This window comes from Gardnerella greenwoodii 00703Dmash (assembly GCF_000263635.1).
In the GTDB taxonomy this organism is placed as follows: Bacteria; Actinomycetota; Actinomycetes; order Actinomycetales; family Bifidobacteriaceae; genus Bifidobacterium; species Bifidobacterium greenwoodii.
Map to the genome: position 1 here is coordinate 252,180 of NZ_ADEV01000009.1, position 20,761 is coordinate 272,940.

A 20,761-nucleotide genomic window follows, 5' to 3' on the forward strand; every position below is an offset into this window, starting at 1 on the left:
AAGTGTCCAACCATAAGACAGCCGAAATGCCGTCCAAGACAATTATTTTAAGCCATCTCGCTGACATTACTAGGAGCTTTCAAACCTAAATGCTCCCAAGCTTTAGCAGTTGCAACGCGGCCTTTAGGCGTGCGAATTAAGAATCCTTCACGAACCAAATACGGCTCGCAAACTGTTTCAACGGTTTCCGCTTCTTCACCTACCATTGCAGCCAAATTATTAAGACCAACCGGTCCTCCATTAAATTGGCAAACCATTGCTTTTAGAACTGCAATATCTAGCCTGTCTAAACCTTGAGTATCAATTTGATACAATGCTAAAGCTTCAACAACAGCATCTTGATTTACACAATCCAAGTCGTGAACAATAGCCCAGTCGCGCACTCGCCTAAGTAAACGATTCGCAATACGAGGAGTTCCGCGAGATCGCAAAGATAATTCTTTAGCAGCCTGATCTTTAAGATTAATTCCAAGAACTTTAGCAGAACGTTCAATAAGCTTTTCTAGCTCTTCGTGAGGATAAAAATCAAGATGAGCTGTAAAACCAAAGCGAGCGCGCAATGGAGAAGGAAGCATGCCTTCGCGAGTAGTAGCACCAACTACTGTAAAACGTGGCAAAGTAAGCGGTATTGAAGATGCTCCAGGCCCTTTACCAACCATAACGTCAACGCGAAAATCTTCCATCGCAATATAAAGCAACTCTTCTGCAGCACGCGGAAGACGGTGAATTTCGTCAATAAACAAAACTTCACCAGTGTCCAAAGCGCTGAGAATAGAAGCTAAATCTCCAGCATGCTGAATAGCAGGACCGGAAGTAATACGAATAGGAACTTGAAGCTCGTTTGCAACAATCATTGCAAGAGTAGTTTTGCCCAAACCTGGAGGGCCAGCCAAAAGCATGTGGTCAGGCGGAACGTCGCGCTTTTTGGCCGCATCCAAAAATAGTTGCAACTGTGCTTTAAGTAAAGGCTGACCAATAAAACCTTCTAAAGCGCGCGGACGAAGCTCCTCATCACTAAGCTGCTCATTAGCTAAAGGAGCAGAAGAAACCATGCGCAAAGAATCTTCCGAAACACCAGTATTTAGTGTAGATGCGTATTCATTACTCATTTCAACTCCCCCAATGCTTTATTGTAAAGTAGCATATCATCTACCTCTATCTAATGAAGCCAATGCCATGCGAAGAATATTAGGCATATCAGCATCTTTTATAGGAGTAGAAATATTATTCTCAGCACAAACCTGTTCAACAGCACGCTGAGAATCAGATTGTCTCCAACCAAGAGAAACAAGACCATCAATTACTGCATTAATGCCAGTATCAATAGTTTTGCTGCTTGAAGTTTCAGAAGCATCTGCAGATAAACTGTTAAGATCAATAGAGCCTTTAAGCTCCAGAATAATCTTCTGAGCACCTTTTTTACCCAATCCTGGCGCGGAAGAAAGAGCAGTAACATCTCCTTCGGAAATAGCTTTCAAAAGACGATCAACATTAAGAGTAGAAAGAATTGAAAGCGCAACTTTAGGACCAATACCACTTACTTTTTGAACCTGCAAAAACATGCGTTTAGCAGCTTGAGTTGTAAAAGCGTATAAAGTTATTGAATCCTGCGAAACCTGCATAGAAGTATAAACACGAACTTCCTGCCCCTCATGCAAAGAAGACAAATCTTGAGAAGGCATATAAGTTTCGTAACCAACGCCTGAAACAACAATAAGAGCAGTGCGAGCATCAACAGACGCTACTTGACCAACAAGCATACCAATCATAAACGCTCACCTTCCAGCAATAACAGCTCGCAGCATAACGTAGCAGACAAGTCAAAAAACAATCAATAGAACATCTGTTCTATTGGTATCCTACATGCCTCGAGAGACAGAAGAAGCACCGCGAGCCGCGCGCTGAGCTAAAGCCCACTGTTTTTGAGCTGGAGTTAAATGCTGCTCGCGCTCGCCTCCTTGCAAAGCACCTTCCGGGCGAAGAGCGTGACAAATTGCCTGAGCTAAAGCATCAGCCGCATCAGCAGGAGTTGGAAGCATATTAAGACCAAGAAGACGAGCAACCATGCGCTCAACCTGAGGCTTTTGCGCCTTGCCGTTGCCAGCAACAGCAAGCTTAACCTCAGTAGGAGTGTGCAAAGCAACTGGAATATTGCGTTGAGCGGCAGCCAACATAGCAAGGCCTGCTACTTGAGCAGTGCCTAGAACAGTATTTAGATTTTCCTGAGCAAAAACACGCTCAATAGAAACAGCATCCGGAGAAAAACGCTCAATCTTTTCAACTAAACCATTGTAAATCTTAAGCAAACGCAAATCTTGAGAAAGATTTGGATCAGATCTCAACACATCGACGTGAATAAAAGAAAGCCGACGCGAAACGCCGGCTTCAATCACGCCGACCCCGCAGCGTGTAAGCCCGGGGTCAACGCCCAAAATCAACATATGAAATTATTCTGCTTCCTCAAGCTGAGCCATAACTTCATCCGATGCAGTCCAGTTGCTGTAAATATTCTGAACATCATCAAGGTCGTCGAGATTATCAATCAAACGAGAAACCTTCTGAGCATCTTCAAAGCTTAACTCAACTTCGTTATTTGGATGCATAATAATATCTGCAGAATCGTAGTCGAAACCAGCATCCTGCAAAGCCTTACGAACGGTAACCAAATCGCTGGAATTAGTGTAAACGGAGTACACATCACCATCGTCAGCTACATCCTCAGCACCAGCTTCTGCAGCTACTTCGAAAAGCTTATCGTAATCAACACCTTCGGATGGAACTTCAATCAAGCCCTTACGCTCAAAGTTGAAGCTCACAGAACCGCTTGTTGCCAAAGAGCCGTTACCCTTAGTAAGGGTGGAACGAACGTCAGCAGCAGCACGATTACGGTTATCTGTAAGGCATTCAATAATCAAGCCAACACCTGCAGGAGCGTAACCTTCGTAAACAATCTCCTCGTAGTTAGCGCCGCCAGCTTCTTCACCAGAGCCACGCTTCACCGCGCGCTTGATGTTGTCAGCAGGCATGGAAGCCTTCTTAGCTTTAACGATGGCATCGTACAACGTAGGGTTACCATCAGGATCTCCACCGCCCAAACGAGCAGCGATTTCAATGTTCTTAATAAGCTTGGCAAAAAGCTTGCCACGCTTTGCGTCGATAGCGGCCTTCTTATGCTTGGTAGTCGCCCACTTGGAATGACCTGACATGATACTCCTAAAATGTACAATTAATCAAACGAAACGATTTTATTGCGCTTTCGCGACAATTTTACTTATCTTTTTGTTGAAGACCTTGCTTTACTTCGAGAATACGCTGAATAACAGTTACAATACCGCCGATAGAAAGCAGTATCATTGCGCAACTTAACCAGAAAAGTTGATTAGTTATACCAGATAACCCAATAGCAACAAGAATTATAGCTACACGATCTGCTCTAGTAATCAATCCACTTTTAGGATCAACCGAAATTGACTGACCGCGAGCGCGAGTGTACGAAGTTACGAAAGCTGCCATAAGCGCAATCATGCAAGTAAATAATCCAGCGTATTTTAACAACATTCCAATAATGGACGGTATCCACATGCACACGCTTTTATTATTTGCACGCCACAAGCAAATGAACACTGCCATAAATAAGGACCAGTCTGCAATACGGTCAAGAGTTGAGTCAAGAAATGCGCCGAAACGAGTGCCACCAGTAGTTAGTGCAGCAACTGAGCCATCCAAACCGTCTGCAAGTACGAAAATCGTAAGAAATATTGCTCCTGCAAAAAGTTGTCCTGTAAAAGCCGTTACGAAAGATATAACAACTACTGCTAATGTTCCAACAATTGTTACAGCGTTAGCGCTTACGCCTAGGCGAACAAACAATTTTGCAACCGGAGCAATAACACGCTTAAAGCTGCTGCGTAACGATTCCAACATTGAATCAACCTTCCTGCTCTCGCAAGTAAAACTTGTGTTCAATCAACATTCTTATAGTAACCGCGCGGCTGTAAGAAGATAGCAAGAAGCCCACACAACGTTAAGAAGTGTGGGCTTTTTAGTTAAAGATTCAGCTTACACAAAAACTTACGTTAGCGTTTAAGTTAGCTAACCTAAATCACTTAGTGTAGCGCTCGAAATCTTCGGCAGTATTCACCTGAACGCGCTGCTTAATAATGGACAAAATCCACTCTTTAGCTTGAGCAACAGGAACGCCGTTCAATTGGCTGCCATCGCGGAAGCGGAAGCTCACAGCATTGTTGTTTACATCCTCTTCGCCAGCAATCAAAGTGAATGGCACCTTAGACTTAGAAGCGTTACGAATCTTCTTGCCAAAGCGATCGTCGGAGCTGTCCATTTCGCAACGAACCATGTTCTCTTCCAAATCGCTAATGAACTTTTGCAAGTGTGGAGCGAACTCGTCTGCAACAGGAACGCCAGTTACCTGAACTGGAGCCAACCATGCTGGGAACGCGCCCGCGTAATGCTCGAGCAAAATAGCGAAGAAACGCTCAATAGAGCCGAAGAGTGCGCGGTGAATCATAACCGGGCGCTGGTGGCTACCGTCAGCCGCAATGTACTCCAACTTAAAGCGCTCAGGCAAGTTGAAGTCAAGCTGAATAGTAGAAACCTGCCAAGTTCGGCCGATTGCGTCTCGAGCTTGCACAGAAATCTTCGGACCGTAGAATGCAGCTCCACCTGGATCGTCCACGAGTTCCAAACCAGACTCTTTAGCAACCTCAGCCAAAGTGTTTGTTGCCTCTTCCCAAATCTCGTCAGAACCAACGAACTTGTGCTCATCCTTAGTGGAAAGCTCCAAGTAGAAGTCGTTCAAACCGAAGTCTTTAAGAAGACCAAGCACAAAGTTAAGCAAGCTCTTCAACTCGTCGCGCATTTGCTCGCGAGTGCAGTAAATGTGCGAATCATCCTGAGTCAATCCGCGCACACGAGTTAAGCCATGAACAACGCCAGACTTTTCGTAGCGATACACGGTACCAAACTCGAACAAGCGCAAAGGAAGCTCGCGGTACGAGCGTTGGCGAGACTTGAAGATCAAGTTATGCATTGGGCAGTTCATTGGCTTCAAGTAGTAGTCAGCACCCTGGCGAGTTACGTTACCGTTTTCGTCACGCTCTTCGTCAAGCTTCATTGGCGGATACATGCCATCCTTATACCACTGCAAGTGGCCGGAAGTCTCGTACAAGCCGCCCTTAGTAATATGCGGTGTTTGCACGAAGCTGTAGTGATGCTTTCTGTGCTGCTCGCGAGAATAATCTTCCATTGCGTTAATAATTGCAGCACCCTTTGGATGGAATACGGCTAAGCCTGGGCCAATCTCGTCTGGGAAGGAGAACAAATCCATTTCTTGACCGAGCTTGCGGTGATCGCGCTTAGCAGCTTCTTCCATGCGAGTTGTGTAAGCTTTAAGCTCTTCCTTGCTTGGCCATGCAGTTCCGTAAATGCGTTGAAGCATAGGATTCTGCTCCGAGCCACGCCAGTAAGCTGCAGCCACACGCTCAAGCTTAAAAGCCTTAATGTAACGCGTGTTTGGAAGGTGAGGTCCGCGGCACAAATCGCTCCAAACCTTGTTTCCTTCGCGATCCAAATTGTCGTACATGCTAAGCTCATGCTTGCTGATTTCGCCAGAGGCAGCCGGATCAAGAGCCGCTTCTTTATCCCCAATCAACTCCAACTTATAAGGTTGATTTGCTTCTTCAGCTCGCGCTTCATCTTCTGTTACAACGCGGCGACGGAAGCTTTGAGACTCTTTAATAATGCGCTGCATATGCTTTTCGATTTGCTTCAAATCGTCTGGCGTAAATGGAGTATCAACATCGAAATCGTAGTAGAAGCCGTCTTTAATTACAGGACCTACGCCTAACTTTGCGTCTGGTCGAATTTCTTGAACAGCTTGAGCCATCACGTGAGTAGCGGAATGACGCATGATTGCGATGCCATCTTCACTATCAAGTGCTACTGATTCCACGGTATCGCCGTTATGAAGAGGCGTGTACAAATCACGCAACTCGCCATTTAAACGCACGGCAATAATATTTTTATCTTCCGCGAAAAGTTCAACGCCAGTGAAGCTTGCATCCACCTCCTTGCGTTCCTCGTTTACGGTGATGGAGATGGTATTTTCAGCCATAATTGTCCTTTTCTATCGGGGTCTTGCGTTACTAATGTGCAGACCTGGACTTGTGTGGCGTCGATAAACTTACGCGATTAAACAATCAACAAAACGCGCAAAAAACGACGTCAATCGCGCGCATTTTTCACGCGCAATTCATTGATACTTTAGGACACTCGTAAGACTTCAACTATGCTGTAACAGATTTGCATTTGCAAATGCCGTAAACAATCCGCTCAACAAGTTTAGTTAGAAGGAAGAAAGCACCAGCGCAAATAGCAATAGTTCCTCCTGCTGAAAGCTTTAATATTACGGCAAGAGCTAAGCCTGTTAGCGCAATTAAAATAGACGAAAGTACGCAGGCTAGAACAAATTTATTAATAGAGGCGATTCTTGATTTTAAAGCCGCGGCAGGAGCAGCAATAAGAGATACTGAAACAACCGTTCCAACAGCTGGAATAATAACAGAAACTGTAATAATTATTAAAGCTAAAACCATGCCTTGTATAAAACCAGATTTTCCGCCAGCAGCGCGGTAATTGATTGGGTCAAAAGAGCAGTGCACAAGATTAGCAGCGTTAAAAATCCACAATCCTAAAACAAGCAAGAAAGCTACGGAGGCTGAAATCACGTCTGCAGGAGTGCAATTAAGCAAAGAGCCTGTTAAAAAGCCTTCAATGCGAAGCGGTAGAGGCGCAAACCACTTATTCAAAAAATATCCACTAGCAAAACCAACAGTAAGAGTAATTCCAGCAGCAGCCTGCGAAGAAATACCTTTAATATGAGAAAGCGCATGCATTACTAAGGAAAGAAATACGCACGCAATTGCAGCTCCAATAAATAATCCTAAAGAAAGCACATTCTGATCGATTGTGTATAAAGATGTGCAGACTACTCCAAGAACAGCTCCAGGAAAAGCTGCGTGCGTAATAGATTCAGTAAAGAATATGCGCTGATTTAGAAGAGCTAAAGACCCTACGAAACCACATAATGCGCCAACTACAATCGCCTCAACAATCGGGAGCGCAATAATTTGCCAAATACTTACCATTTAAGCTCCCTGCTTTTTTAAGATTGATTTATTTGATTCATGCGCCGGAATTATTGAGGAAATAAAGCGGAAAGCCCATCGCAATATAAGCACAACAACAAACATTGCACACATGCTTAAAGCAATTGCAGCCTGCGGAGAAACAGGATGATCCAGCTCAAGATTCATAGCGTACATTCCAAGAAAAACGCCTGCAATACCAACAACAATACCAACAGCTACCATGCCAGAAACAGTGCGCGAAACTAATCGAGCGCTAGCACCCGGAATAACAAGGTATCCAATAACAAGAAGAACACCAACCGCAGAAGACGCTGAAACAACAACTGCCGCGATTCCAACATTTAGCACAATGTCAACAAGCAAAGTGTTAGCGCCCATAAGAGGAGCGCTTGCGCGATCAAAAGCAACTATAATTTGCTGCTTCCATGTGGCTAACATAACAATAATTGCAAAAATACAAATCAACATAGCTTGAGTCATGCGCTCGTCTGTTACGTCAAGAAGTCTGCCAAACATAAGCGATTCAAGCTGCCCAGACATATCGCCTTTTTTAAGCGAAATTACTACGCCGAGCGCAAAGAAAGTCGTAAGAACAGTAGCAATAACAGACTCGTTAATTCTAGCCGAGCGAGAAGCCCATACAAGAGCTGCAACTAAAAATATTGCGCAAATTGCAGCACCCGGAATAATACGATTAATGCCACCGTATAAAGCTCCGACCACAATTCCGGGGAAAATGCCGTGAACTATAGCTTCCGCATTAAATTCTGCACAACGAAGATTTACAAATACTCCAACAATTCCGCTAGCTATGGAAAGAACTATAAGAAGACAGAATGGGCGGAAAATGTAAGGAGCAGAAGCAATAAAATCAAAGCCTGGAATTGATTCCAACGATTGTCTTAATAACTCGACTAATTGGGCAAGCATTGAAAATCAGCCTTCCGCAATTTCCGAAAAAGTAAGACCTGCAGAAGCAGCAGGCATGCTTCCGCCGTATGCGCAAGTAATATTTTCTTTAGTCATAACTTCTTTAAGCGGACCAAACGCAACTTGGCGACCAGCCAAAAGTAACGCTTTTTCGCAAATAGCATCCGCAATTACCAAGTCGTGAGTAGAAACAACAAAAGCTATTCCTTCTTGCTTAGCGGCTTTCATAATATTAAGAAGCTCACGACGATTTGGCTCGTCAAGACCATTAAAAGGTTCGTCGAGCAAAATAAGAGTTGGGCGCGCAACAATAGCACGCGCAAGTAAAATGCGCTGGCGCTGACCGCCCGAAAGATCGCCAAAACGAACATCCGCGCGGTTAAGCAATCCAACGTGATTAAGAGCGTCCTCAACGGCTTGTTTTTGCTCTTTTTTAAGCAAACCGAGGAATCCAGTTTTTCTGCTCAATCCCATGGCAACAACCTGACGAGCAGTAATAGGGAAAGTCAAGTCCAAATCAACCTGCTGAGGCACATAGCCAATAGACAAAGCTTTTGGCATGCTAAGTTCGCCGTGACTTACGCGCACAATCCCAATAATGGCTTGCAAAAACGTTGTTTTTCCAGAACCATTAGGCCCTATTAAAGCCAAAGCCTCTCCAGGTTCAACACTACCGTTAATACCTGTAACCACAGTTTTATAACCGTAAGCAAGGCTGCAATTCTTCATTGCAAGGACGCTCTTATTCACTATAATTCCAGTCTTTTCAGTATCTTTTTAGAATCTTTTGATTCTTAAAACTACTTCTTTAATGCCGACTTAACTGACTCTGGAAGGTCCGGAACCTTACCATTCCAAGCCTTCACCAATGTTTCAACATTGTGAACAATGGAGCCAATGTAGGTTTCACCTGCAGAACCAACTGGTCCCAAAGAGTCGCCATAAAGCGCATCGTCACCAATAATAGCCTTTACACCTGCAGCTGTAGCCACAGCCTTAATTGACTTGGAATTGTTGGAGTTTTCTGCAAAGATTGCCACAGCGCCAGACTTTTTAACATCTTCCGCAGCCTTCTTAATGTGGTCTGCTGTTGCATCCTGCTGGCTGTTGAAGTCAGAAAGTGCTGCACCAATAAACTTCACATTGTAGTCGCGAGAGAAGTAACCGAATGCGTCGTGAGAAGTAAAGAGAACGCGATGCTCTTGTGGCACGCTGTTCAAGGCTTTAGTTGCCCAAGCATCCAAATCCGTCAAAGCCTTAACGAACTTTTCAACATGCTCGTCGAAAATCGACTTGCTTGCAGGAAGAGCCTTGCCTAAGAATGCACCAATATTCTTAACCTGAATCATAGTGTTCTTAGTACTTGTCCAAATATGCGGATCGTACTGGAATTCAGGCTCCTTTTCGCCTTCTTCTGGAGGGAATGGCCACTTTTCGGCATGAACTTTAGCAATACCGCGGTCAACCTTGTAAGGAAGATTCTTTTCCTTAGCAGCCTCGGCCTTTGGATCTTTGATTTCGTCTGCGGTAAGAATACCGGAAGTGACGCCCATTGTTCCCTTAAAACCGGTTGCTTCTACAGCCTGATCCAAGAAGTGCTCAAGATCAACGCCGGAAACAAGCATCAAATCAGCTTTTGAAAGAGCCTTAGACTGCGCTGGAGTCATTTCGTGCTCGTGAGCAGAAGCGTTTGGCGCAAGCAAGCAAGTCAAGTTAATTGTTGACTTTGCTTTGTTTGCTGGAGCTCCGATTACAGACTTTTTGCCCTGGGAATCGGTTTTATTAAGGCTTAAACCAGAATTTGCGTCTGCAGTTGACGCGATTTGAGTTACGTAATCGCAAATTTGCGTTGTTGTTGCCACTACGTTTACCTGATTGCCTTTTGCATTGTTTTCGGCAGTCTTAGCGGAGCCGCAAGCGCTCATAGAAGTAGCTAAAAGTGCAACCGCAGCGGCAGTTGCGAAAATTCGTGAAGTTTTCACACTCGTTCCTTTCGGGAATCTTTACTGTTATTGCATGGGTTGATTGCGTAAAGTAGCCATGAAAAATTGTTCATGAAAAAAATAATCATTCGCAATAACGCTTATAGCTTAAATAAAATATGGACGAGGGTCAACAATATTTCAAAAATTTCTTTACATTTTTTTATAAAAGCGCGTGTCGCAAAATTTTCGTCTGTTATAATCACGATTTTTCTTGCATTCTTACGGCAAATAGTGTATAAGCAAACGAATATACAATCAAATATACAATCAATAAAACATAGCGCACCGATCGCAAATATTTACTACAATCGTATATATGAGCCCACTTGTAAATTTAGCAACAAAAGATGCTAGTAAATGCCTAAAAATACCGAATCAGTCGAGCAATAAGTATTCCAGAGGAGTTTTAGGCGTAATCACTGGATCTAACGAATATCCGGGAGCCGCCGTATTAAGCACTCGCGCAGCCGCATACGCAAATATTGGAATGGTTCGTTATTCAGGACCTCTTCGCGCACAAAACTTAGTATTACAAGCATCCCCCGAAGTAGTAGCATCGCAAAATTTGCAAGGAAAAGTTGACGCAATAACAGTCGGCTCTGGCATACCAGACGAAAGCAATTGCAACAGCGAAAGCGCACAAGAGCAAAGAGAACAAATTGCGAACATACTTAAAAACTATGAAAACGAAAGCCAATCAAGCAATATTCAATCGCAATCACAAAACGCACTCCCCCCAATATGTGTTGACGCTGGAGCTTTAGATTTACTTCCTAAAAAAGTTTGCGCAAAAGTAGTTTTAACACCGCACGCAGGCGAATTATGTTCACTTTTTAAAAGATACGATTTAGAAATAAGCGTTCAAGAAATATTGAAAAATCCTGTTGAGTACGCTCAAAAAGCTGCAGATCTTACTGGAGCAACCGTGCTTGTTAAAGGAGCTACAACAGTTGTTGCATCTGCAAGCTACACGCATACGCCAATATACATTGCTCAGTACGGCCCAACTTGGCTTGCAACCGCAGGATCTGGGGATGTGTTAGCAGGAATTTTAGGGGCGCTACTTGCACAGAGAGAAAAGCAAGACGAAAGCCGCACAAACTACGCGTTTATTGCAGCAAGCGCAGCGGTAATTCACGAAATTTGCGCAGTATTTGCTTCTAGAAGCAGCGGAGGAAATAGCTACACTCAGCTCGTGCAAGATATGCTAAAAGCAAAAAAGCCGCTGGCTTTAGAACACCCGATTGTGGCAAGCGACATAATTAGCGCACTTCCCCACGTACTTGGGATTCTTATAAATATGAAGTAACTTGCAAAACAGAAACTACCAAAAGAAAGCGAATCTTAGTATGAACACCAAAAAACAGTTTGAAATTCACGACGTTATGTTTGATTATTGCCGAGTTCTACTCGAGTGGAATTGCCGCGATTGCTTGCAAAAACAGTTCCCTAATTTAGTTGACACAATCTGCCCTAACGGAAGCTTTGGAAAAGATGATTTAGCAGGATTCTACGAGTTTGAAGACCGCATGGACGGTGGCGAGCTTTTGAAAGACCTTATGCCAGAATATGAACGCCGATTTGGAAGCGAGCTTGCAGAAGCATTCTGTTGGTATTGCGCAAATTACGATCAGGTTTTAACACGAATGATGCCAGGAATGGTTGATTTGCTTCACGATTTAAAAAAAGCAGGCTACGGAGTGTGGGGACTTACGAATTGGTCTAGCGAAACATTCCCACTGGCGCTTAAAAAATTCCCGGAACTTTCAACGCTTCTGCAGGGCACTATTATTTCTGGCGTTGAACACTTACACAAGCCACAGGCGGAAATTTTTGAGCTTGCAATGAGCAGATTTAATCTTGAGGCCGAACACACAGTATTCTTTGACGACAAGCCTGCAAATATTGACGGAGCTCATGCTGTTGGCATGCACGGTTTTGTTTTTACAACAGCCGAGCAGGCGCGTAAAGATTTAGCATCAATTGGCGTTGAGCTTTAATTTTTGCAAATTCGCATGGCGATGCCCTTTGCTAAATTCGTTACCGGCTCTTATTTAACTCACTACTACTTAACTTACAAAAGTTTATAAAGGAAACTCAATATGACTTTGCTACAGCTGAAATATATTGTGAAAATCGTCGACTGCGGTTCAATGAACGAAGCAGCGCGAGCACTTTATATTTCACAGCCTGCACTGAGCTCATCTGTAAAAGAGCTTGAACGCGAGCTAAATATTGAGATTTTTACAAGATCAACTCAAGGAATTGTTTTAACTTCCGACGGTGCAGAATTTTTAACATACGCACGACAGGTTATTGAGCAAGCCGATTTACTTGAAGAACGTTACAAAAGCACAAAGCCACGCCCACAATTGTGCAGCGTTGCAACACAACACTACATGTTCGCTATTGAAGCATTTGTTGATATGATTCGTAGCATAAATTCCGACGAATACGAGTTTTCTATTCGCGAAACGCGCACGAAAAATATTATTAAGCAAGTAAGCGATATGCGCGCAGATCTTGGACTTTTGTACCTTTCGGACTACAACAAGGATGTAATTGGCAAACTGCTTCGCGAAAAACATTTGGAATTCCACCCGCTTTTCCGCGCAACATTGCACGTTTTTCTTTCCAGAAACAATCCTCTTGCAGCTCACAAAAGCCTGAGCTTGGAAGACTTGAAACCATACCCGTTCATTCAGTACGAGCAGGGCGAAGAAGGAAGCTTCTTCTTTGCGGAGGAAGCAGTGTGGCCAACTCGTCCGCCAAAAAAAATCAACGTTTCCGACCGCGCAACAATACTGAACTTTATTATTGGTCTAAACGGCTACACAATTTGCACTGGAATTAACAACGGCGACTTGAACAACGAAAAAATCGTTACGATTCCGCTAAAATGCGACGACACTATGCTTGTTGGCTGGATTACCAACGAAAGAACTAAACTTTCTAAAGCCTCACTCGCCTACCTTACTCAGCTTAAGTCTGTAATAACAAGGCACGGCTACACGCTTATTGATTCGCAAAATTAGATATATACATTTGCATTGCGCAATCAATGCAAAACAAAGAGAAGCAACTCAAAGTAGTGTAGCGTACGCAGCGCAGGTTAAGACGCACAACACATAAATATTCGCGCAGCTAATACGTTATGCGTTAGCTGCGCGCTATTAATTTTAGCAATCAGAAATCAACAATCAAAACCTCAAAACTTAAACACAAAAAACGCTAAAAGTTATCCACATTTTTTTAATCGAATTGACGCTCACTTTTGACATTCATAAAATCTCTATTAATTCGCTGCAAAAAAGGAGGTGCGCGATGAGCATTATTAACGTAGCGGCAAAAATATTGGAAATTATGGGGCCAATGACAACCATGAAACTGCAGAAGCTTGTATATTATTCTCAAGCGCACAGCTTAGCCACAACCGGATTGTCGCTATTTACGGAAGATTTTGAAGCCTGGACGAACGGTCCAGTCTCATTGGAATTATTCAACAGGCATCGAGGAAGATTTACAATTCGCAGAGAAGAACTACTGATTTCTCTTCCAGAAAGATGCGCAGATTTGGAAGATGAACAGGTGAAAATCATAGAGGAAGTGTGCGCGAAGCTTGGAAAGCTTACCGGAAATCAGCTAAGCGAAAGAACACACAGGGAAGATCCGTGGATTAGCGCAAGAATAGGCATACCTGCGAATCAAGGCAGCGAGGAAATAATTTCCAAGAAGTCTATTCACGACTATTACGTAAATCATCCTGTTGTGTAGGCGCGGTTTGGCGAGGAGCGGTTTGGTGATAGAAGCAATTTAGCGAGAGAAGCGGTTTGGTCAATTACCGTTGTTTTCTCAGTTCGTTAGCTGAGATATTAACAGTGTTTTGCCGATTAGCGTTGTTTTCTCAGTTCGTTAGCTGAGTTAGTAACAGTGTTTTGCATTTGGCACATGACTCTAGATATCGCATGAGCCGGCGCCCAAGATACTCAGGCAATTCCGGCTCCAACTTCCATATCCTCCGAAGAGATAGGCAATAAATTTATTGTATCAGTATGCGACAATATTGGGGTAAGCTGCAAAAGAAAACAACTAAGGCGAGCACGTTATGTTACGAGTGCCCGCCTTAATTATTAAAAACAGTTTTATTTATTTATAAACGCGACTAAATTGACCTAAATCAACCTAAATCAACCTAAAGCGCGGTGCCATGCTCGTCTAGGCGCGGATTGCGTTTAGCGTTGCTAAAGCTAAAGAACAGCCCAAATACGCCCAAAGCAAACAACACAGCAATCGTTATAACAAGCACCATTGGCTGACTTGGGAACCACATAATCACCAAAAATGCGAATGCAGAAAGCAAAATCACAGCCCAAGAGCACACGCCAATAACCTTACGAACAGCGTTCCAAGTGTCGTCGCCTGATTCAGCTCGGCGAATATTTCGTGCAATTTTTTCTTCTTCAGCCGTCACGTTAGAAGTCGGCTTCCAAGGGCCAGCACCCTTTTCTTGAAGCTTTCGTGAACGCTCTTGCAAATTATACTCGTCAATCATGCCGCCGCGAGCGCGACCTTTCGTTTCATCATACTGCGAAGGAATACCCCTACGATTCTGCTTATCCCTTGCGCGACGCTCTTTGCGGTTTGCCATGATTAAGTTCCTTTCTACGCTGAAATTTTCGCATACAACGCATCTATTGCACAAAACTCACACAATACGCACTATTTTAGCACGTAAGGCCTTCTTCACACGCGTCAACGATTCTTTCTATTAATAAATCGTTGAGCAGCCTACCTTTGCGCGTTGCAATAATGCGATTTTCGTGCAACTCTGCCAAGTCTTCCTTGCACACTTCGCGTACCACTTTTTGCAAATGCGAATCGTCGAACACCTGATTAGTTTCACGCATCTTTGCGCACAATTGCGAAATATTAAGCCCTTCCCTAATGCGCAACCCAAGCATTACTTCTTCAATTAGCGCGTCTTCAGCGTTTATGCACTCGTAGTTTTGCCACGGCACGTTTCCTGCGTTAATAGCCTGAGCCCAGCGTTTTGGATGCAAAATATCCCACGCGCGCAAATTGTATTCTTGATTAGGATTCGCTTCTTTAGCATCCGAATCAACACTTTGCTTGCTAAGAGCGCTCGCCGCATTGTAGTGAGAGTGCGCTCCAGGACCAATTCCAGCCCAATCAATGTTTCGCCAGTAGCCAAGATTGTGCTGAGATTCAAAACCGGTGCGCGCCCAATTAGAAATCTCGTACCACTTTAATCCAGCAGAACTAAAAAGCTCGTCTGCCAACTCGTATTTTGCGGCTTCATCATCGTCGTTTGGCGCTTGAATAGCGCCGACAGCGATTTGACGGCCCATTTTTGTGCGCGGCTCTACCGTTAGCGCGTATGCGGAAACGTGGTTTACTCCTAGGCTTAAAGCCATTTCTACTGACTTTCGCCAATCATCCAAGCTCTCCCCTGGAGCGCCATAAATCAAGTCAACGCTTGAACGCAAGCCGCAAGCATTTGCCGCTTTTACACCGCGAGTTACGTTTTCTGGAGTATGCGTGCGGTCCAAAGTTTTTAGCACGTGCGGCACTGCTGATTGCATTCCAAAAGATATTCGCGTAAATCCGCCTTCTGCAAGCGTTTCAATATACTTTTCGTCTGCAGTATCCGGATTTGCTTCCGTAGTTATTTCCGCTCCAGGTTTAAATCCCCACAAGTCGCGTATTTCCTGCAAAATTCGCACTAAATCTTGCGCTTTAAGAACTGTTGGAGTGCCTCCGCCGAAGAAAACAGATTGCGCTTTAGGCTCGAAAATCCCGTGATATTCCTGCCATTTTTTTACAAGACGCATCTCTTGAATCGCAACATCCGCATAACCTTCGCGACTCGCTCCCTCACCCAAATCGCGAGCCGTATACGTGTTAAAATCGCAGTAGCCGCAGCGGCGCAAGCAAAACGGCACGTGCACGTACACTTCAAAAGGCATGCTTTTAGTTTGCGTAGCTGATTTATTTAGTTCAGCATCCAACTCTAAACTCATCCTTCGGACTTTTGCGCAGCGCGAATCTTATCTTTAGTATCGCGATCGTTTGCGCTCTCGTCTGTAGCCAAAGCTGCAACAAAGGCTTCCTGCGGAACTTCAACGTGGCCGAGCATCTTCATGCGCTTCTTACCAGCCTTCTGCTTTTCAAGAAGCTTGCGTTTACGCGTAATATCGCCGCCGTAGCATTTAGCAAGCACGTCTTTTCGAAGAGCGCTAATAGTTTCGCGAGCAATAATTCTAGAGCCGATTGCCGCCTGAATTGGAATCTCAAACTGTTGGCGAGGAATAAGACCGCGAAGCTTCTTAGTCATCATAACGCCGTAAGAATAAGCCTTATCTCGGTGCACAATCGCGCTAAAAGCGTCAACCTTATCTCCCTGAATAAGAATATCAACCTTTACAAGGTCGGCAGCTTGCTCGCCATCCTCGTGGTAGTCAAGAGAAGCGTAACCTTTTGTGCGGCTTTTAAGCTGATCGAAGAAGTCAAAAACGATTTCTGCAAGAGGAATCCTGTAGTGCATTTCCACGCGGTCAGCACTAATGTATTCCATTGTGCCCATTTCTCCGCGATGCTCCTGGCACAAATCCATTACAGCACCAATAAATTCTTTCGGCGTAATAATATCGGCCGCAACCATTGGCTCAATAATGCGCTTGATTTTGCCTTCAGGAAACTCGCTAGGATTCGTTACGTGATGCTCGCTGCCGTCTTCGCTAGTAACATCGTAAGTTACGTTTGGGGCGGTAGAAATAAGATCCAAGCCAAACTCGCGGCTTAAACGCTCGGAAACAATCTCCATGTGCAAAAGACCTAAGAATCCGCAACGGAAACCGAAGCCCAGCGCAACCGAGGTTTCTGGCTCGTAAATAAGAGCAGCGTCGTTAAGTTTTAGCTTGTCAAGAGCATCTCGAAGTTCTGGGAATTGCGCGTTGTCGATTGGGAACAAGCCTGCGTAAACCATAGGCTTAGGGTCGCGGTATCCATCCAAAGGCTCAGATGCGGGATTTACTGCGCTGGTAATGGTGTCGCCGACTTTAGATTGACTCACGTCTTTTGCACCTGTAATTACGTAACCTACTTCGCCGGCTCCAAGCGCCTTTGTTGGAGTCATATCTGGGCTAATAACGCCGATTTCAATAGGATCGTGCGTCATGCCGATTCCCATCATATGTAATTTTTCGCGCGACTTAAGTTCGCCATCAACCATACGAATATAGGTGACGATTCCGCGATACGAATCGTAGATGGAGTCAAAAATAAGTGCGCGAGCAGGAGAATCAGGATTTCCGCTTGGGGCTGGAACTTCCAGCACAATTTGATCAAGTAAGTCTTTAACACCTTCGCCGGTTTTGCCAGACACGCGTAGAACATCTTCCGGCTTGCAGCCGATTAAGCCCGCGATTTCTTCAGCATGCTTGTCTGGCTCTGCGCTTGGCAAGTCGATTTTGTTAAGCACAGGAATAATCGTCAAATTGTGGTCGATTGCCATATAAAGATTAGAAAGCGTTTGCGCTTCAATGCCCTGAGTTGCGTCAACAAGCAGCACCGCACCTTCGCATGCTGCAAGCGCGCGCGAAACCTCGTAAGTAAAATCGACGTGACCAGGAGTATCAATCATGCCAAGCGAATACTCTTTGCCTTCAAAAGTCCAAGGAACACGAACAGCCTGAGATTTAATAGTAATTCCGCGTTCTTGCTCAATATCCATGCGATCTAAGAAACGGTCGCGCATTTCACGCTCCGGAACGATTCCGGAAAGCTGCAAAATGCGGTCAGCTACGGTAGACTTGCCGTGATCAATATGCGCAATAATGCAGAAATTGCGTATCAACGACTGATCCGTAAATCCTGGCTGGTTATGCGGTGTAATCAAAGCAAGCATCTCCTTATTAGATACGCGGATAGTATTAAATTGCGCAAGCTACGCAAGTAATTAATCTTACCAACTCTACTACCCCTAGTCTAGTGAAACAAACGCCGGGAAAATACACGGCAAATGTGGTCAAATGCAGACAGAACGACAACAAACGCCAGGAAAATACACGGCAAATGTTTCCATACACAGCCAAAACAACAACAAATGCCAGGAAAATACACGGCAAATGTAGTCACACACAGCCAAAACAACAACAAACGCCAGCGGCTAGTAAAGTTATCCAATAATCATGATATGCTTACGCTTTGTATGTCCTTATATAGCAAACGTCGTTTGGAGTAACAGTGGCAAACATTAAGTCGCAGAAGAAGCGCGTGCTCACCAACGAGAAAGCACACAAGCGTAACGTAGCAGTAAAGTCTGCTTTGAAGACCGCTATTCGTGCAACTCGTGAAGCCATCACCGCTGGTGATAAGGCTGCAGCACAGGCCGCTTTCGCAGTAGCCGCTCAGAAGCTTGACAAGGCTGCAGGCCGTGGCGTGATTCACAAGAATCAGGCTGCAAACCGCAAGTCTGGTCTTGCTGTAGCGATTAACGCTCTGTGAAGTTTGTGCAGGTAACTGCATAACACAGCATGTAAGGAAAATCCCCAGTACCAACAGGCACTGGGGATTATTTTTATACGCGACTAAAACTCATTTAGATTATTCGCACTTAAGATTTTTAAGACTATCTAAGACTATCTAAGACTATCTGCGCTTGCGATTGTTTAAGTTTAAGCGACGAATGCGCGGACGACGCACTTTAATCGGCTCAGTGCGATTCATTGCGCCGAATAAAGTCAAGTCAAATTTTACAGATAGCAAGCGCATTGCAACCACCAGCGCAACAATAAGCATGTCCAGAATAATCTCAACAGTTACGCCAAAGAAACCAGCATGTTTTGCTTTAACTACAAAAACCGTAAGAACGCAACCAACTGCAGCCGGAACAGCATACCAATGTTTATCTCGCACAATAACCGGAACCTGATTCAAAATCATGTCTCGAATAAGACCACCTCCCAAAGCGGTTGCCATTCCTAAAAATACTGAAGTCGTGCCAGACATGTGAAAATCTAGGCCTTTTGCGGTTCCGTTTACAGCAAACAATCCCAATGCGAGCGCGTCAATCGTAAGCATAAACCAACGCCACTTATCGATCTCCGGATGCGCAATCGCAACAATTATGCCGGAAAGTAAACCAGCAATCACAAAACCATGATCCGCAATTCCAACTGGCGGAAGTGCTCCAAGTAAAACATCGCGCACAATTCCGCCGCCCAACGCAGTAATCCAAGAAGTGGTAATAATGGCAAAAACATCGTACTTTTTACGAATAGCCCACAGTCCGCCAACCATTCCGCAGCATCCAACAGCAACATATTCAACAATTAGAAAGAAGATGTTATCCCCTAATGCGCCTTCCACAAATTACCCCTTCGAAACAATAAATAGCAAAATAAATAGCGCGCCGCACCCACATATGAATCTACATACGGAGTACGACGCGCCAATTAATTAGTCACAAACCTTCCACATCCAGTTGTGCTTGTCTTCAACATCGCCAAGCTGAATGCCAAGGAGCTCGTCACGCAAAGCCTGAGTCAACTCACCAACGCCACCGTCAGAAACCTTAAGATCGAAATCATCTGACTTAAAGCGACCAATTGGAGTGATGATTGCAGCAGTACCGCAAGCAAAGACTTCAGTTACCTCGCCGGAACGAATGTCGTCAAGCAGACCTTGAAGCGGAATCATAGTTTCAACAACATCATGACCAGCCTCTTTAGCAAGCTGAATCAAAGAACGACGTGTAACGCCAGGAAGAATGCTGCCAGTAAGAGATGGAGTTTCCAAATGACCATCCTTGTGCAGTGCAAACATGTTCATGCCGCCAAGCTCTTCCAAATAAGTCTTAGTTGCAGCATCCACGAAGCAAACCTGCTCGCAACCATGCTCAATACCCTTGTATTCACCGAGCAAGGAAGCAGCATAATTTCCGCCGCACTTAGCGAAACCGGTACCACCAGGGCCGGTGCGGAACCACTGATCTTCAACCCAAATGCTCACAGGCTTCAAACCACCCTTGAAGTATGGGCCGGATGGAGAAGCAATCACGCAATATTCAACCTCATGAGCTTCGCGAACTCCAAGGAATGGTTCGGAAGCAAACATGAATGGGCGCATGTAAAGCGTGTACTCGCGGCGGCTTGGAACCCACTCTCTATCCCGCTTTACCAAAGCTGCAACAGAACCAATAAAGTCGTCAATAGAAAGATCTGGCAAATACAAACGCTTAGCAGAATTTTGGAAACGAGCGGCGTTAATATCTGGACGGAACAGCCAAATAGAGCCGTCTGCACGCTTGTATGCCTTCAAACCTTCAAAGCATTCCTGAGCGTAATGCAAAACGGATGCGCCTGGATCCATTTTCAATGGTCCGTAAGGCTCAACGCGACGATCCGACCAGCCTTCGCCTTTAGTCCAAGACATGTGAACCATATTGTCGGAGAAAATCTGACCGAAAGCAGGCTTATCAATAAGTTCGTTGCGCTTTGCGTCCGAAACTGGATTATCGTTAGGCAGAACTTCAAAGTTGCCAGCTAATTTGTTCAACAGAGCAGGATCGCTATGATCATCGGATTCATAGGCGTCCGAAAACTCTGGAGCGATTTCTAAATCAGCCATTATGTCTCTTTTCTATCTGTAATATTT

General features: G+C 44.6%; 20 protein-coding genes. 5 read left to right on the forward strand and 15 right to left on the reverse strand.

From position 1 onward, the window contains the following. Positions 1 to 47: 47 nt before the first annotated feature. From ruvB to NG78_RS01225, 10 genes are all read right to left on the reverse strand, one after another. Positions 48 to 1,109, reverse strand: coding sequence for a Holliday junction branch migration DNA helicase RuvB (ruvB, locus tag NG78_RS01270; protein WP_004135109.1), 1,062 nt, complete (start codon positions 1,107 to 1,109; stop codon positions 48 to 50). Between the two features lie 36 nt (positions 1,110 to 1,145). Continuing rightward, positions 1,146 to 1,769 carry a Holliday junction branch migration protein RuvA gene (gene ruvA / locus NG78_RS01265; protein WP_004135111.1) on the reverse strand — a complete coding sequence of 208 codons (624 nt, stop codon included), beginning with the start codon at positions 1,767 to 1,769 and terminating at the stop codon, positions 1,146 to 1,148. A 90-nt stretch (positions 1,770 to 1,859) separates the two neighbouring features. Continuing rightward, the gene (ruvC, locus tag NG78_RS01260; protein ID WP_004135112.1) at positions 1,860 to 2,441 is read right to left on the reverse strand and encodes a crossover junction endodeoxyribonuclease RuvC; all 582 of its coding nucleotides are present in this window, start codon (positions 2,439 to 2,441) and stop codon (positions 1,860 to 1,862) included. Between the two features lie 6 nt (positions 2,442 to 2,447). Continuing rightward, positions 2,448 to 3,206, reverse strand: coding sequence for a YebC/PmpR family DNA-binding transcriptional regulator (locus NG78_RS01255; protein ID WP_004129193.1), 759 nt, complete (start codon positions 3,204 to 3,206; stop codon positions 2,448 to 2,450). Positions 3,207 to 3,267: 61 nt separating this feature from the next. Next, complete coding sequence (locus tag NG78_RS01250) at positions 3,268 to 3,924, reverse strand: CDP-alcohol phosphatidyltransferase family protein (protein ID WP_004135122.1); 657 nt, start codon at positions 3,922 to 3,924, stop codon at positions 3,268 to 3,270. A 178-nt stretch (positions 3,925 to 4,102) separates the two neighbouring features. Then, complete coding sequence (gene thrS / locus NG78_RS01245) at positions 4,103 to 6,133, reverse strand: threonine--tRNA ligase (protein ID WP_004135124.1); 2,031 nt, start codon at positions 6,131 to 6,133, stop codon at positions 4,103 to 4,105. Between the two features lie 172 nt (positions 6,134 to 6,305). Further along, positions 6,306 to 7,166 carry a metal ABC transporter permease gene (locus tag NG78_RS01240; protein WP_004135125.1) on the reverse strand — a complete coding sequence of 287 codons (861 nt, stop codon included), beginning with the start codon at positions 7,164 to 7,166 and terminating at the stop codon, positions 6,306 to 6,308. Beyond that, entirely contained in the window at positions 7,167 to 8,099 is a 933-nt protein-coding gene (locus NG78_RS01235) for a metal ABC transporter permease (RefSeq protein WP_004135127.1), read from the reverse strand. Between the two features lie 6 nt (positions 8,100 to 8,105). Next, complete coding sequence (locus NG78_RS01230) at positions 8,106 to 8,828, reverse strand: metal ABC transporter ATP-binding protein (protein WP_004135129.1); 723 nt, start codon at positions 8,826 to 8,828, stop codon at positions 8,106 to 8,108. Positions 8,829 to 8,899: 71 nt separating this feature from the next. Then, on the reverse strand, positions 8,900 to 10,081 hold the full coding sequence (locus NG78_RS01225) for a metal ABC transporter substrate-binding protein (RefSeq protein ID WP_004135131.1): 1,182 nt from the start codon (positions 10,079 to 10,081) through the stop codon (positions 8,900 to 8,902). Positions 10,082 to 10,400: 319 nt separating this feature from the next. Here NG78_RS01225 and NG78_RS01220 point away from each other — a divergent pair, with 319 nt between their 5' ends. The 4 genes from NG78_RS01220 (at position 10,401) to NG78_RS01205 (ending at position 13,858) form a co-directional block, all read left to right on the forward strand. Continuing rightward, positions 10,401 to 11,393: an ADP-dependent NAD(P)H-hydrate dehydratase gene (locus NG78_RS01220; protein ID WP_004135132.1), complete on the forward strand. Its 993-nt coding sequence runs from the start codon at positions 10,401 to 10,403 to the stop codon at positions 11,391 to 11,393. Positions 11,394 to 11,433: 40 nt separating this feature from the next. Then, on the forward strand, positions 11,434 to 12,084 hold the full coding sequence (locus NG78_RS01215) for an HAD family hydrolase (RefSeq protein ID WP_004135134.1): 651 nt from the start codon (positions 11,434 to 11,436) through the stop codon (positions 12,082 to 12,084). 102 nt (positions 12,085 to 12,186) lie between these two features. Then, complete coding sequence (locus tag NG78_RS01210; RefSeq protein WP_004135136.1) at positions 12,187 to 13,119, forward strand: LysR family transcriptional regulator; 933 nt, start codon at positions 12,187 to 12,189, stop codon at positions 13,117 to 13,119. Between the two features lie 289 nt (positions 13,120 to 13,408). Continuing rightward, entirely contained in the window at positions 13,409 to 13,858 is a 450-nt protein-coding gene (locus NG78_RS01205) for a Panacea domain-containing protein (protein ID WP_004135137.1), read from the forward strand. Positions 13,859 to 14,276: 418 nt separating this feature from the next. On the opposite strand, the gene NG78_RS01200 is transcribed toward NG78_RS01205, so the two are convergent. The 3 genes from NG78_RS01200 to lepA all read right to left on the reverse strand — a co-directional run bounded on the left by NG78_RS01200 (position 14,277) and on the right by lepA (position 18,002). Further along, positions 14,277 to 14,732 carry a tripartite tricarboxylate transporter TctB family protein gene (locus tag NG78_RS01200; protein WP_004135140.1) on the reverse strand — a complete coding sequence of 152 codons (456 nt, stop codon included), beginning with the start codon at positions 14,730 to 14,732 and terminating at the stop codon, positions 14,277 to 14,279. Positions 14,733 to 14,808: 76 nt separating this feature from the next. Continuing rightward, complete coding sequence (gene hemW / locus NG78_RS01195) at positions 14,809 to 16,125, reverse strand: radical SAM family heme chaperone HemW (protein WP_004135141.1); 1,317 nt, start codon at positions 16,123 to 16,125, stop codon at positions 14,809 to 14,811. Then, positions 16,122 to 18,002, reverse strand: coding sequence for a translation elongation factor 4 (lepA, locus tag NG78_RS01190; RefSeq protein WP_032837872.1), 1,881 nt, complete (start codon positions 18,000 to 18,002; stop codon positions 16,122 to 16,124). Before lepA ends, hemW begins: the two co-directional genes overlap by 4 nt. A 347-nt stretch (positions 18,003 to 18,349) precedes the next feature. On the opposite strand from lepA, the gene rpsT reads away from it, so the two are divergent. Further along, positions 18,350 to 18,610 (forward strand): 30S ribosomal protein S20, encoded by a 261-nt coding sequence (gene rpsT / locus NG78_RS01185; RefSeq protein ID WP_004127335.1) that lies wholly within the window; start codon positions 18,350 to 18,352, stop codon positions 18,608 to 18,610. Positions 18,611 to 18,754: 144 nt separating this feature from the next. Here rpsT and NG78_RS01180 read toward each other — a convergent pair whose 3' ends face one another. Continuing rightward, complete coding sequence (locus NG78_RS01180) at positions 18,755 to 19,474, reverse strand: trimeric intracellular cation channel family protein (protein ID WP_004127330.1); 720 nt, start codon at positions 19,472 to 19,474, stop codon at positions 18,755 to 18,757. Between the two features lie 90 nt (positions 19,475 to 19,564). Continuing rightward, a complete protein-coding gene (locus tag NG78_RS01175; protein WP_004135146.1) occupies positions 19,565 to 20,734 on the reverse strand; it encodes a branched-chain amino acid aminotransferase in 1,170 nt (389 codons plus the stop codon). Between the last annotated feature and the right edge of the window lie 27 nt (positions 20,735 to 20,761).